The sequence below is a fragment of the Bradyrhizobium sp. BR 10289 genome (assembly GCF_019455385.1).
Taxonomy (GTDB): Bacteria; Pseudomonadota; Alphaproteobacteria; order Rhizobiales; family Xanthobacteraceae; genus Bradyrhizobium.
Genome location: NZ_JACOFR010000001.1, coordinates 180142 through 192653 on the forward strand (window position 1 = coordinate 180142; position 12512 = coordinate 192653).

Consider the following 12512-nt stretch of genomic DNA (forward strand, 5'->3'; position numbering starts at 1 on the left):
AGACGAGCATGACGAGCACTGAATGGGCAATTCATCTCCTGCGGCGGAATGGGAATAATCGGCCAATGTCTTCGAGCGGTCAGAGGGACGAAGAAAGTGAACGATCAGGCGAGTGGCCTGAACGTCGCCTTCAAAACCATGGTCGACTGATCTTTTTTTCTTGGTCGGTGGTCAGGGGCTTCACGGCCGGCGTCCTTGCGGGCCTGGCGCTCAAGCCGGATGCGACCGACAGCCAACCTCTAATGGACATCCTGGCGGAGGGATATGCCGGTACGGACTTCATCGACGCGTTCATGAAGAAGAGCTTTCCGGATATTCAAAAGGCTGCAATGGCTGCGCAGGCCGCCGGTGGGGCGGAAAAATTGCCGGTCGTGAAGGCGCTGGGCGCCCCGGCTGTGGTTGTGATCGACGCCGCTCGTGCCTGAAGGTGGAAGACTTGCGCTCTGGCTTAGTCAGCAGATCCGCAACCTGGCATAGGAGGGACGCGTCATGACTGTCCTGCTGAGAAACACCTTCAAGGCCTGGATCGACCGTGCGCCGGGCGGGCCGCCCAGGCTGGTTATGGTTGGTGACGTGCGGGTACCCACCAATGGCTGGCATGCCCGACTGACCCGGCGGTCGCCCCAAGGGATCAATCCGAAAATCCTGATCCTCGACGTCGACGCCGAGCGGCCGGCCGGCACGGCGCCGGAGGAGATCACAACAATCCCGCTGCGGTACGAGGAAAGCCCGCCGCAGGACGAATACGGTCAGGTCATGGTCGCAACTTGCAGGGGCGAGATCGTCGTCAATATCGGGCGCCCGCACTAGCAGGTCCGGAGAAGGGGCGCGATCCGGCCCCATTGCGGCTTGGGCCGAAACGTTATCCTTACCGGTCAAGGTTGACATGACGTCGTGCGCACAGGGGCATCCGATCAGGATATTTTGGATATCCGAAGAGTAACCCGTCTTGAGAGTACGATGTCCCGTTCCCTTGAATTGATCGTCGAAGGATTCGTCCGGCTGAACGATCGCGCTGCGCTTCACGAGCTGCTGTCGCACCGGCAGGATTTGCTGCGGCAGCTGGTGTCCGTCACCGGTATCGATCCGGGGCAGGCGATCGCGCAGGTCAGCGAGGAGATCACGATCGTCGAAGCCGGCCTCGCCACGCTCGCGCCGGATTAGCCGGAACGCGGCACCGATTTCGGGCAGGAAGGCTCTGGGAAAACGCCGGAATTGGCTGGGGAACCTGGATTCGAACCAAGACAAACAGAGTCAGAGTCTGTTGTGCTACCGTTACACCATTCCCCAACGGAATAGTCGAACAAATTCAATAGTTTACTGATTTGCTCGACCGCGGCCGGAAGCGCGTTTGGCGCAAATCACGGCTGAGGCGTGGCAGGGTTCTACCCGCTCGGCCTTGGGCTGGCAAGCGCCGTGCTGCACGGAGCTGTTGACCTTTTGGCGCGCGTTGGGACACCGCGCCTCGCGACGGTTTGCCTCATCTGAAATCATCTCGTCCGGGTCGGATCGCCGCGCGGCCCGTCGTCCTTGGGATACCCAACCCAAGGAGATCCGCAGATGCCCTATGTCGATGGTTTCGTGCTGGCCGTGCCGAAGGACAAGATCGAGGCCTACAAGGCCCTGGCGAAAACGGCTTGCGCGGTCTGGATGGAGCACGGCGCGCTCGATTATGTCGAATGCATCGGCGATGACGTGCCCTATGGCGAGCTGACCTCGTTTCCGCGCGCGGTGATGGCGAAAGAGGACGAGGTCGTGGTGTTCTCCTGGATCGTCTATCGCGACCGGGCGATGCGCGATGTCGTCAACAAGAAGGTGATGGCGGACGCGCGGCTCACCGGCGCCGACATGCCGTTCGACGGCAAGCGCATGATCTATGGCGGCTTCACGACGCTGCTGCGGGCGGGCGAAATTATCAGTTGAGCGAGGTAGACCGATGGGACCCGCCCGGATGGAGCGCAAGCGAAATCCGGGGCGCGGCTCCCGCATTCCGCTTGCTTCATGCCGGCTACGACTGCCTGCAGTTGTCTTTTTCTTATTGAACGACACCAGATAGAACGCGGCGCGCGTCCTCGCTGCTCCCCTATGCAGCATCGCCACAATCCGTCACCTTGCCGGCCTCCGGCCGGCATGCCATCCTCTCATTGCCAGGCATAAACAAGCGGAAGCGGGCGGCTCGCCACAGCTTCCAAAAAATCTTGGTTGGGGAAACCCTTTGGGAGGTCTGATTTCATGAATTTGAAGCACGTCATGGGGCTGCTTTGCGCGGCCGCGATGTCGCTTGCGCTCGGCACGAATGCGCAAGGACAGGACAAGGTCGTCAAGATCGGCGTGATCCTGCCGATGTCCGGCGGCACCGCCTCGATCGGGGCGCATGCCAAGGCGGCGCTCGAGGTCGCGACTGACATCATCAACAACGCCCATCCCGAGCTCGGCAATCTGCCGCTGGCGAAGAACGCAGGCCTTGCCGGCCTCGGTGGCGCCAGGATCGAGGTCGTCATCGCGGACAACCAGGGCAACCCGGCGACCGGGCAGAACCAGGCGCTGCGCCTGATCACAGAGGATAAAGTCGCGGCCGTGTTCGGCGCCTATCAGTCCGGCATCACGCTGACCTCGAGCGCGATCGCCGAGAAATACGGCATTCCCTATCTGAACTCGGAATCGGTCGCCGCCAATCTCACCGAGCGCGGCTTCAAATGGTTCTTCCGCACCACGCCGATCGCCACGGACTTCGCCAGGATCTACACCGATTTCCTCGCCGACATGAAGGCGACCGGCGCCAAGACCGATGCGATCGCGCTGGTCCATGACAACACCGAATACGGCACCTCGGTCGCCAACACGATCGCCGGCGCCTTCAAGGAGAAGGGCCAGCCGATCGCGCTCGACGTCGCTTACCCCGTCAACGCGACTGACGTGCAGGGCCAGGTGCTCCAGCTCAAGGACAAGAAGCCCGATGTCATCATCATGATCAGCTACACGTCGGATGCGATCCTGTTCGCCAAGACCATGCAGTCGCTCGACTACAAGCCGGCGATCCTGCTCGCCGACGATGCCGGCTATTCCGATCCGTCCTTCATCAAGGCGGTCGGCAAGATTTCGCAAGGCGTGTTCAATCGCTCGTCCTGGGCGGTCGGGCCGTCGGGCTCGCCGTCCGCCATCATCGCCGACATGTACAAGAAGAAGAGCGGTGAGGAGATGGACGACACCGTCGCCCGCCAGATGCAGGGCTTCTTCGTGCTGGCCGACGCCATCGACCGCGCCGGCTCGACCGAGCCCGCAAAAATCCAGGCGGCACTGAAGGCGACGGATCTCAAGCCCGAGCAATTGATGATGGGCTACAAGGGCGTGAAGTTCGACGACAAGGGCCAGAACGTGCTCGCCTCCGGCCTCATCATCCAGCTTCAGGACGGCGAGAATTACACCGCCGTCTGGCCCAAGGCCAATGCCGAGAAGGCGCCGGTGCTGCCCTACAAGGGCTGGTGAGATTTTCGAAGGCGGGGCGTTCAGTCCCGCTTTTTTTGACGCCATGTGATCAGAGCAACGCGGCTCATGTCCTTTGTTCTCGTGCAGGTGATCGTCGGCGGGCTTCTGCTGGGCGCCGTCTACGCCCTGTTTTCCTCCGGCCTCACGCTGGTGTGGGGCATGATGAACATCGTCAATTTCGCGCATGGCGATTTCGTCATGCTCGGCATGTACGTCGCCTATGTCGTCTACACATTGATGGGAGGCGGGCCGATCCTGGGGGCGCCGCTCGCGACCCTGGTGCTCGCGACGCTCGGCGTCGTGGTCTATTTCGCGCTGATCCGCGACATCATGAAGGGGCCGATGCTGGCGCAGATCCTCGGCACGTTCGGGCTCGCGCTGCTGCTGCGTTATTCGGTGTTCTGGTGGTTCGGCGCCAATTTTCTCTCGATGCCGCAGGACATTGTTGGCGGCACCTATGCGTTTGCGGGCCTGCGCATCGAGGCCTCGCGGTTGCTGGCGGGCGTGGTCGCGCTGCTGGTGACGCTCGGATTGCATCTGCTGCTGACCCGCACGTCGCTCGGCTCGAAGATGCTGGCGGTGGCGGAGGACCAGACCGCGGCCCAGCTGATGGGCATCCGCCCCGACACCATGCAGGCGATCGCTTGGGGCATCGCGGCCGGCGCCACCGGTCTTGCCGGCGCGTTGATCGCAAACTTCTTCTACATCGTGCCGACGGTCGGCGAGACGCTCGGCATCGTCGCTTTCGTCACGGTCTCGCTCGGCGGCTTCGGCAGCGTGCCGGGCGCATTGGTTGCGGGCCTGCTGATCGGCGTCATCGAGTCGCTGTCCGGCTATCTGATCGGCGCGATCTACAAGGACATCGTGGTCTACGTCCTGTTCCTGTTGTTCCTCTGGTTCCGGCCTCAGGGCCTGATGGGGAAGATGTGATGCGGCGCTGGATCTGGCTCTCGGTCGTCGCCGCCTTTGCGATTGCCTATCCGCTGCTGCTGTCCTCGCCGTTCCAGCAGCGCCTCGGCGCGCTGGTGCTGCTCTACGCCATTGCGGCCTCGGCCTGGAACATCGTCGGCGGCTATGCCGGGCAGGTCTCGGTCGGCCACGTCGTGTTCTTCGGCTGCGGTGCTTACGCCGCGATGGGCAGTTACGCCAAATTCGGCCTGTCGCCGCTGTTCGGAATCCCCGGCGGCATCGTGCTCGCGGTGGGGCTCGCGGCGATCATCGGCGTGCCGACGCTGCGGCTGTCGGGCCATTATTTCAGCATGGCGACGATCGCGGTGGCCGAGACGATGCGGCTGATCGTGACCAATACCGAGTGGCTGGGCGCGGCCGTCGGTCTCTCCGGTCCGACAGTCCCCCGCAACATCTTCGATCTCTCGTTTCTGTCGTCGCTGCCGTATTACTATCTCTTCCTCGCGGTCCTCGTGATCACGCTGCTCGTCACCTGGTGGATGACGAGCAGCCGGATGGGGTTTTACCTGCGCGCGATCAGGGATTCCGAGCGCGCGGCGCGTTCGCTCGGCGCTCCCGCCAGCCGCACGAAACTCTACGCCTACATGCTGAGCGCGGCGCTGACGAGCGTCGCCGGCGCGCTCTATGCCATGATGTTCGGCTTCGTCGATCCCGAGTCCGGCCTCGGCATCCTGATCTCGGTGAAGATCCTGATCATGGCGGCGCTGGGCGGGGCAGGGCTGCTGTTCGGGCCGCTGGTGGGCGCTGCGATCCTCGTGCCGCTCGAGGAGGTCTCCAACAGCTGGCTCGGCGGCAAGGGCGCAGGCCTCACCTTCGTGGTCTATGGCGCGATCATCGTGCTGATCGCGCGCTTCCAGCCCGGCGGCCTGCTCAGCCTGTTCACCGGGCGCAGCAAGCCCAACAAGGATGCGGGAGCCGGCCATGCTCCTTGAGGCGCGCGGCATCACCAAGGCGTTCGGCAGCTTCAAGGCGGTGGACGATGCCTCCGTGATCTTGGAGCAGGGCGACATTCTCGGCCTGATCGGCCCGAACGGCGCCGGGAAATCCACGTTCTTCAACTGCCTCACCGGCGACCTCAAGACCACCGCGGGCCGCGTGCTGTTCGAGGGCAGCGACATCACTGATTTCGCGCCGGAGCAGCGCGCCGCTCTCGGGCTCGCCCGCACCTTCCAGGTGCCGCAGACCTTCGAGGGCATGACGGTGCTCGAGAACGTCATGATCGGCGCCTTCCTGCGCACCGCGCATCGCCACGAGGCCGACCGCAAAGCGCGCGCCGTGCTGGAGCGCGTCGGCATGAGCAGGCTTGCGGACGCACCGGCGCGCTCGCTCGGCACGCCCGGCCGCAAGCGGCTGGAGATCGCCCGCGCGCTTGCGACCGAACCAAAGGTGCTGCTGCTCGACGAGGCCATGGCCGGCCTCAATGCGCATGAGGTGAAGCTCGCGATCGATCTGGTCCGCGACATCCACCGTTCCGGCATCACGCTCGTGATCGTCGAGCACATCATGGAAGTGATCATGTCGCTGGCGAGCCGCGTCATGGTGTTCCACCAGGGCAAGGAGATCGCCCGCGGCTCGCCGCGCGAGGTCACGTCAAATCCGGCCGTGATCGAAGCCTATCTCGGCAAGCGCGCGGCCAAGGCCGCCGCAGGTCATACGCCGGTCGAATTGATGGGCGGGCCGGACCTATGAGCGGCGCGCTGCTGCGGATCGAGCATCTCGAGGTGCGGTATGGCGACCTCATCGGCGTCTCCGACGTGTCGCTGGAGGTGCCTGAGGGGAGCGTCGTCGCACTGCTCGGCTCCAATGGCGGCGGCAAGACCACGACGCTGAACGCGATCGCCGGGCTCATTCCCGTGCATTCCGGCTCGATCAGCTTTCGCGGCGAGGAGATCGCGGGCGAGAGGGCCTTTTCCATTGTGCGCAAGGGGCTCGCCCTGTCGCCGGAGGGCTGGCGGCTGTTCGTGCAGCAGAGCGTCGAAAACAATCTGATGTTAGGTGCGACGCCGCTGCACGACAGGTCGCGCCAGGCGGGGCTGCTGGAGCGCGTCTACGAAATTTTTCCGCGCCTGAAGGAGCGCCGCAACCAGCGCGCCGGCACCATGTCCGGCGGCGAACGGCAGATGCTCGCGGTCGGCCGCGCGCTGATGAGCGATCCGAAGCTGCTCATGCTGGACGAACCCTCGCTCGGCCTCGCGCCGGCCGTGGTCGAGTCCATGTACGAGACCTTCGGCCGCCTGCATCGCGAGGGGCTCACCATCCTGCTCGCCGAGCAGTCGATCGAGCTCGCGCTGGAGGTCTCGGACTTTGCGACGGTGCTCCAGGTCGGCAAGAGCGTGCTGTCGGGAACGGCCGCCGCGCTCGCGCAAGATCCGCAGGTGCAGAAGGCCTATCTCGGCGTGGATTGACCTGGAGAGAGGCTGATCTTTACTTGATCTTGTCATAGGCCGCCGCGAAATCGCCGAGCGGCATCGGGATCGCGATCGTTTCCTTGCTCATGTTCTGGAAGGAGACTTTCAGCTGCTTGCCGGAGCGCAAGGCCGCCAGCAGGTCCGGCGCGATCGGCGCCGAGGCGTAGCAGCCGCGGTTCTCGCAGGTCTGGATCTGCAGGTCGACCGCCTTGCCCTCATCGACCTGGAGTTTTGCGCCGACGGGCAGATTGAGGCCGAGCGGCAATTGCAGCAGCGCCACCGGCGTGCGGGTGTCGGGCGCGATGCGGATGTTGATCAGCACGATGGTCTGGCCGGTCTTGGTCAGCACCGCGTTCTGCTCCATCGCGCATTCGAGCGGCGCATCGCGGCTGACGCTGGTGCAGCGCACGACCCAGCCGGCCTGCTGCGCCGGTGCGCCGTCAGCTTGCGCTTGCGTCGGGGCGGGCGCGGGCTGCGCGGCCGGAGCAGGAGGCGGGCTTGCGTTCTTCTTGGCGCCCTGCTGGGCATACGCGGCGGCCGTCGACAACAGGAGCGCGGCGGCGAGGGCGACAAGTCTGGATTGCATGAGCATGGCGAAACCGCGTTGGCGTGAACCGAGGGCCCCGCTGTAGCGTCGCGGGAGCCGCGGCGCAAGCTTACTCGGCGGCTTCCTTGACGGTGCCGTGCGCGGGCGTTTCGTGGCCTTCGTCGTCGTCCGAACGGCCCCATGCGGAGAACCAGTTGTTGAGCCTGTCGAGATAGAGATAGACGACGGGCGTCGTGAACAGCGTCAGCGCCTGGCTGACGATCAGGCCGCCGACCATGGCGTAGCCGAGCGGCTGGCGGATTTCGGATCCGGTGCCGTGGCCCAGCATCAGGGGTACGCCGCCGAGCAATGCCGCCATCGTCGTCATCATGATGGGGCGGAAGCGCAGCAGCGCGGCCTGGCGGATCGATTGCTCCGGCGTCTTGTGTTGGTCGCGCTCCGCGGCGATCGCGAAGTCGACCATCATGATGCCGTTCTTCTTCACGATGCCGATCAGCAGGATGACGCCGATCAGCGCGATCAGGCTGAACTCGAAGCCGGCCGCCATCAGGATCGCGAGCGCGCCGACGCCGGCCGAGGGCAGTGTCGACAGGATCGTGATCGGATGGATGTAGCTCTCATAGAGGATGCCGAGGATCAGATAGACCACGACGAGCGCGGCGAGAATCAGCAGCGGCACGGTGCCGAGCGACTGCTGGAACGCCTGCGCGGTGCCCTGGAAGCTCGAGTTCAGCGTCGGCGGCGCGCCGAGATCGGCCATCGCCTTCTGCACGGCCTCGGTGGCCTGGCCGAGCGCGACGCCTTGCGCGAGGTTGAAGCTGATCGTAATCGCCGGGAATTGGCCCTGATGGCTGATCGAGAGCGGGCGGACCGGATCGGTGCTCCAGCTCGCGAAGGTCGACAGCGGCACCTGCTCGCCGGTCAGCGGCGATTTCACGTAGAGCTTGTTCAGGCTGTCGAGGTTGCCCTGCATCTCCGGCAGGATCTCGAGGATCACCTTGTAGGTGTTGAGCTGGGTGAAATACTGCGTCACCTGCCGCTGTCCGAACGCGTCATACAGCGTGTCGTCGATCAGCTGCGGCTGGATGCCGTAGCGCGAGGCGGTGTCGCGGTTGATCTTGAGCTGGACCGTGGTGCCCTGGGTCTGCTGGTCGGTGGCGACGTCGCGCAGCTCCGGCAGCGTCGCCATCTTGGCCAGGATCTTCGGCGCCCAGTCGTTGAGCTCGGCGAGATCGGCGTCCTGCAGGGTGAATTCGAACTGCGTGCGCGTCGGCCGGCCGCCGAGTCGGACGTCCTGGGCCGCCTGCATGTAGAGGCGGGCGCCGGACACCTTCTCCAGCTTGGGACGCAGCCGCGCGATGATCTGCTGTGCGGAGGCCTCGCGCTCGTCGCGCGGCTTCAGCGTGATGAACATGTTGCCGTTGTTGCCGGCGCGGCCGCTGCCGCCGATGTTCATTGCCACCGAAGCGACGTCCGGATCGTCCTGCACAATCTTGCCGAGCTCGACCTGGCGGCGCTGCATCTCCTTGAACGAAATGTCCTGGGAGGCTTCCGAGGTCGCGGTGATCAGGCCGACGTCCTGCTGCGGGAAGAAGCCCTTCGGGATCAGGATGAACAAATAGACTGAAAGGCCGAGCGTGACGAAGAAAATCGTCAGCGTGGTGCGGCGCCAGGCCATCGCATGGTCGAGCACATATTCATAGCCGCGCAGCATGGCGTCGAAGGCGGCCTCGCTCCACTGGTAGAACCTGCCGTGGGTGACCTCGCCATGGGCGCGCAGGAAGCGAGAGGCCATCATCGGCGTCAGCGTCAGCGACACGAACATCGAGACGAAGATGGTCATCGCCAGCACGACCGCGAATTCGCGGAACAGGCGGCCGATGATGCCGCCCATCAAGAGCAGCGGGATCAGCACGGCGACCAGCGAGATCGAGATCGAGACGATGGTGAAGCCGATTTCCTTGGAGCCGCGAAAGGCCGCCGCCATCGGCGATTCGCCCTCCTCGATATAGCGCGTGATGTTCTCGAGCATCACGATGGCGTCGTCGACGACGAAGCCGACCGCGATGGTGAGCGCCATCAGCGACAGATTGTCGAGCGAATAGCCCCAGACCCACATCAGCGCGCATGCGCCCAGCAGTGCCAGGGGAACCGTGATGGTGGGGATGACCGTCGCCCAGAAACTGCGCAGGAAGATGAAGATGACCATGACCACCAGGCCGATGGTCAGCAGCAGCGTGAACTGCACGTCCTCGACCGCGGCGCGGATCGTCGTGGTGCGGTCGCTGATCACCTCGATCTTGATCGCGGGCGGGATCGCCGCCACGAGGCGGGGCAGGGTCGCCTTGATCCGGTCGACGGTCTCGATGACGTTGGCGCCCGGCTGCTTGAACACCACCAGGAACACGCCGCGCTTGCCGTTGGCCCAGGCTGCCTGCTTGGCATCCTCGGCGCCGCTGACGGCCTGGCCGATGTCGCGGATTCGCAACGGACCGCCGTTACGATAGGCGATGATGACGTCGTTCCAGTCCTTGGACTGGGTGAGCTGGTCGTTGGCGTAGATCGTATAGGCGCGCTTCTCGCCGTCGATATTGCCCTTGGGGCTGTCGACCGTGGTGATCGCGATCTGGCTGCGCACGTCCTCCATCGACAGGCCCTTGGCGACGAGCTTCGCCGGGTCGATCTGGATGCGGATGGACGGCTTCTGCTGGCCGCCGATGAAGACCTGCGCGACGCCCGAGAGCTGGCTGATCTGCTGGGCAAGCTGGGCGTCGACCGCGTCGCTGACGCTGGTCAGCGGCAGCGTCTCCGAGGTTGCCGACAGCAGCAGGATCGGCGCGTCGGCCGGGTTCACCTTGCGATAGGTCGGCGGCGAGGGCAGGTTCTTCGGCAACTGGCCGCTGGCGGCGTTGATGGCGCCCTGCACGTCGTTGGCGGCGCCGTCGATGCTGCGGTTGAGGTCGAACTGGATGGTGATCGAGGCGGTGCCGAGATAACTCGTCGAGGTCATCTGGGCGATGCCGGGGATCTGGGCGAACTGGCGCTCCAGCGGCTGCGCCACCGACGAGGCCATCGTCTCCGGGCTGCCGCCCGGCAGATTGGCCGTGATCTGGATGGTCGGGAAGTCCACCTGCGGCAGCGGTGCGACCGGAAGCAGGGGATAGGCGACGAGACCGACGAAGAGAATGCCGGCCATCAGCAGCGAGGTGCCGATGGGATAACGGATGAAAGGTGCCGAAATCCCGCCCTCGGTCATTCCTGTCGTACCTTGCTCTGGGCCGGATCCGAGCTTGCCACCGCCGTCGAGACGAGGCTGCCGGGCTGGACCTTGAATTGACCGCCGGTGATCACTTGCTGACCAGGGCTCAAGCCTTCATCGACGACCGATCGTCCATCGATGCCGTAGCTGACCTTGATCTTGTGCACTTCGGCCTTGTTGTCCTGATTGACGGTATAGGCGTAGAGGCCATTGGTCGAATGCTGAACCGCGTCATCTGGAATCACGGTCGCATCCTTGAGCGTCCGGACCAGAAGGCGGGTCGAAACCGACTGCCCGGGCCACAGCGCGTGGTCCTTGTTGTCGAACACCGCCTTGAGCCGAATAGTCCCGCTGGTCGTGTCGACCTGGTTGTTGATGACGGCAAGCTTGCCCTCGGCAAGCGTCTTTTTCCCGTCCGTGGTGAACGCAATCACCTTGAGAGCGCCTGCCTTCTGGCCTTCGCTGATATAAGGCAGCTGATCCTCGGGCGCGGTGAAGATCACGGAAATCGGCTCGACTTGCGAGATCGTCACGATGCCTGTCTGCGAGGAGGCGTTGACGATGTTGCCGACATCGACCTGACGGAGTCCTGCGACTCCCGTGAACGGCGCCTTGATCTGGGTGTAGTCGAGCTGGGTCTGCGCGTTGGAGATCGCAGCCTCGTCGGCGGCGATCTGGGCGGTGAGTTGGGCAACCGTGGAGCGCTGGGTGTCGACCCGCTGTGCGGTGGCGAATTCGCCGAGTTTCATGGCGCGCTGGAGCTCGAGATTGGCGTTGGCCAGATTCGCCTCATCCTGCGCCTTCTTGGCCTTGGCCTGATCGAGCGTGGCTTGGTAGGGGCGGGGATCGATTGAGGCGAGAAGCTCGCCTTCCTTGGCGATCTGGCCTTCGGTGAATGCGATCTTGTCGATCTGGCCGTCAACCCGGCTTCGGACCTGTACGGTGTTAAAGCCGGCAACCGTTCCCAGACCGGTCAGGTAGACCGGAAAATCGGCCTTCTGGACCGGCGCAACGCTCACGGGAATCGCGGACGGGCGCGGCGCGCCCTTCTGTGCTGTCTGGGCTTTTCCGGCCTCTGCGGAGCCGTATTTCTGCCAACCGTAGTAACCCGCGCCGGCCACGGCCGCGATGACGACAATCCAGAGGATCGGCCGTGATTTTTTCATATCGGCTCGTTGGCTCGTATGCCCAAAACTATGAATTGAAGGGCAATCATAGGGTTCCAGCGCGCCTTGTATATTACACGCCAAGTTCCAGTGTAAACAGCACTATCGGCTGAGAATCCTAAACAATTGGAAAGCTTTGCACTGCCTAGGCAATGCTCTGGCGCGCCGGTGTGCAGTGCTGCATTTTCCCGCTGCGAGCCACCAGCGTGCAAGAAATAGGCAGCACTCGCAGACGGTGTGGGCGGCGCGAACCGGGTTTGCGGGCAAGGCGCCGCAATGTTTGCCCGAGCGCCGGGACTTGCGCCATTCGAGAACGGTTCTAAGTCGCGCGCGCAGCGTTTCGGTTGTCAGGAAAATCAGCATCGTCCATATCGGCGCCCGCCACCCAAGAGAGCGCAGGCAAGGGAGCGCAGGATGGACGAATTGAACGGCAAGCTGATCGCGTGTCAGATCCTGATCACGGGATTGATCGCGCGCGTTGCCAACGAGCAGCGCGACCCCTTGCGCTTCCTCACCGATTTTCGCGACGAAATCAAAGCGGTCGTTGGTGGCGTCAACATCGCCGGCATGGACAACACCGATCGCGTCCGTGCGGTCGCGCAGAAGACCGTCGACGAATTGTTCTCGCTGATGAAGCCGCCGAGCAGCGATTGAGGCTACGCGCGTCACAGCCATTT

At 64.1% G+C, this 12512-nt stretch carries 13 protein-coding genes and 1 tRNA gene; 10 read left to right on the forward strand and 4 right to left on the reverse strand.

Annotated elements, in window-relative coordinates; all coding sequences use genetic code 11:
• Positions 1 to 8 precede the first annotated feature (8 nt).
• From HYH08_RS00855 to HYH08_RS00865, 3 genes are all read left to right on the forward strand, one after another.
• Positions 9 to 425, forward strand: coding sequence for a hypothetical protein (locus tag HYH08_RS00855; RefSeq protein ID WP_220007847.1), 417 nt, complete (start codon positions 9 to 11; stop codon positions 423 to 425).
• A 64-nt stretch (positions 426 to 489) separates the two neighbouring features.
• A complete protein-coding gene (locus HYH08_RS00860) occupies positions 490 to 810 on the forward strand; it encodes a hypothetical protein (protein WP_220007848.1) in 321 nt (106 codons plus the stop codon).
• 150 nt (positions 811 to 960) lie between these two features.
• The gene (locus HYH08_RS00865; protein WP_220007849.1) at positions 961 to 1164 is read left to right on the forward strand and encodes a hypothetical protein; all 204 of its coding nucleotides are present in this window, start codon (positions 961 to 963) and stop codon (positions 1162 to 1164) included.
• Between the two features lie 52 nt (positions 1165 to 1216).
• Here HYH08_RS00865 and HYH08_RS00870 read toward each other — a convergent pair.
• Positions 1217 to 1290 (reverse strand) — tRNA-Gln (locus tag HYH08_RS00870).
• A 270-nt stretch (positions 1291 to 1560) separates the two neighbouring features.
• On the opposite strand from HYH08_RS00870, the gene HYH08_RS00875 reads away from it, so the two are divergent.
• The 6 genes from HYH08_RS00875 (at position 1561) to HYH08_RS00900 (ending at position 6860) form a co-directional block, all read left to right on the forward strand.
• Positions 1561 to 1923 (forward strand): DUF1428 domain-containing protein, encoded by a 363-nt coding sequence (locus tag HYH08_RS00875; protein WP_220007850.1) that lies wholly within the window; start codon positions 1561 to 1563, stop codon positions 1921 to 1923.
• A gap of 309 nt (positions 1924 to 2232) precedes the next feature.
• Positions 2233 to 3486, forward strand: coding sequence for an ABC transporter substrate-binding protein (locus HYH08_RS00880; RefSeq protein ID WP_220007851.1), 1254 nt, complete (start codon positions 2233 to 2235; stop codon positions 3484 to 3486).
• Positions 3487 to 3552: 66 nt separating this feature from the next.
• Positions 3553 to 4416, forward strand: coding sequence for a branched-chain amino acid ABC transporter permease (locus HYH08_RS00885; protein WP_220007852.1), 864 nt, complete (start codon positions 3553 to 3555; stop codon positions 4414 to 4416).
• On the forward strand, positions 4416 to 5387 hold the full coding sequence (locus HYH08_RS00890) for a branched-chain amino acid ABC transporter permease (RefSeq protein WP_220007853.1): 972 nt from the start codon (positions 4416 to 4418) through the stop codon (positions 5385 to 5387). Before HYH08_RS00885 ends, HYH08_RS00890 begins: the two co-directional genes overlap by 1 nt.
• Positions 5377 to 6144 (forward strand): ABC transporter ATP-binding protein, encoded by a 768-nt coding sequence (locus HYH08_RS00895; RefSeq protein WP_220007854.1) that lies wholly within the window; start codon positions 5377 to 5379, stop codon positions 6142 to 6144. Before HYH08_RS00890 ends, HYH08_RS00895 begins: the two co-directional genes overlap by 11 nt.
• Positions 6141 to 6860: an ABC transporter ATP-binding protein gene (locus HYH08_RS00900; RefSeq protein ID WP_220007855.1), complete on the forward strand. Its 720-nt coding sequence runs from the start codon at positions 6141 to 6143 to the stop codon at positions 6858 to 6860. Before HYH08_RS00895 ends, HYH08_RS00900 begins: the two co-directional genes overlap by 4 nt.
• A gap of 19 nt (positions 6861 to 6879) precedes the next feature.
• Here the strand turns inward: HYH08_RS00900 and HYH08_RS00905 are convergent, their stop codons facing one another.
• The 3 genes from HYH08_RS00905 to HYH08_RS00915 form a co-directional block, all read right to left on the reverse strand.
• Positions 6880 to 7455 (reverse strand): invasion associated locus B family protein, encoded by a 576-nt coding sequence (locus HYH08_RS00905; RefSeq protein ID WP_220007856.1) that lies wholly within the window; start codon positions 7453 to 7455, stop codon positions 6880 to 6882.
• Between the two features lie 64 nt (positions 7456 to 7519).
• Positions 7520 to 10666: a multidrug efflux RND transporter permease subunit gene (locus tag HYH08_RS00910; RefSeq protein ID WP_220007857.1), complete on the reverse strand. Its 3147-nt coding sequence runs from the start codon at positions 10664 to 10666 to the stop codon at positions 7520 to 7522.
• Positions 10663 to 11835, reverse strand: a complete 1173-nt coding sequence (locus tag HYH08_RS00915; protein ID WP_220007858.1) for an efflux RND transporter periplasmic adaptor subunit — start codon at positions 11833 to 11835, stop codon at positions 10663 to 10665. Before HYH08_RS00915 ends, HYH08_RS00910 begins: the two co-directional genes overlap by 4 nt.
• Before the next feature lie 414 nt (positions 11836 to 12249).
• Between HYH08_RS00915 and HYH08_RS00920 the strand changes: the two genes are divergently transcribed.
• Positions 12250 to 12489 (forward strand): hypothetical protein, encoded by a 240-nt coding sequence (locus HYH08_RS00920; RefSeq protein ID WP_200494518.1) that lies wholly within the window; start codon positions 12250 to 12252, stop codon positions 12487 to 12489.
• The last annotated feature ends 23 nt before the right edge of the window (positions 12490 to 12512 follow it).

Bases quoted from the DNA above. Each gene is read 5' to 3' on its own strand.
- HYH08_RS00920 (WP_200494518.1), top strand. From the start codon at position 12,250: ATGGACGAATTGAACGGCAAGCTGATCGCGTGTCAGATCCTGATCACG.
- HYH08_RS00905 (WP_220007856.1), bottom strand. From the start codon at position 7,455: ATGCTCATGCAATCCAGACTTGTCGCCCTCGCCGCCGCGCTCCTGTTG.
- HYH08_RS00855 (WP_220007847.1), top strand. From the start codon at position 9: ATGACGAGCACTGAATGGGCAATTCATCTCCTGCGGCGGAATGGGAAT.
- HYH08_RS00880 (WP_220007851.1), top strand. From the start codon at position 2,233: ATGAATTTGAAGCACGTCATGGGGCTGCTTTGCGCGGCCGCGATGTCG.
- HYH08_RS00875 (WP_220007850.1), top strand. From the start codon at position 1,561: ATGCCCTATGTCGATGGTTTCGTGCTGGCCGTGCCGAAGGACAAGATC.
- HYH08_RS00865 (WP_220007849.1), top strand. From the start codon at position 961: ATGTCCCGTTCCCTTGAATTGATCGTCGAAGGATTCGTCCGGCTGAAC.
- HYH08_RS00860 (WP_220007848.1), top strand. From the start codon at position 490: ATGACTGTCCTGCTGAGAAACACCTTCAAGGCCTGGATCGACCGTGCG.
- HYH08_RS00910 (WP_220007857.1), bottom strand. From the start codon at position 10,666: ATGACCGAGGGCGGGATTTCGGCACCTTTCATCCGTTATCCCATCGGC.
- HYH08_RS00915 (WP_220007858.1), bottom strand. From the start codon at position 11,835: ATGAAAAAATCACGGCCGATCCTCTGGATTGTCGTCATCGCGGCCGTG.
- HYH08_RS00895 (WP_220007854.1), top strand. From the start codon at position 5,377: ATGCTCCTTGAGGCGCGCGGCATCACCAAGGCGTTCGGCAGCTTCAAG.
- HYH08_RS00900 (WP_220007855.1), top strand. From the start codon at position 6,141: ATGAGCGGCGCGCTGCTGCGGATCGAGCATCTCGAGGTGCGGTATGGC.
- HYH08_RS00885 (WP_220007852.1), top strand. From the start codon at position 3,553: ATGTCCTTTGTTCTCGTGCAGGTGATCGTCGGCGGGCTTCTGCTGGGC.
- HYH08_RS00890 (WP_220007853.1), top strand. From the start codon at position 4,416: ATGCGGCGCTGGATCTGGCTCTCGGTCGTCGCCGCCTTTGCGATTGCC.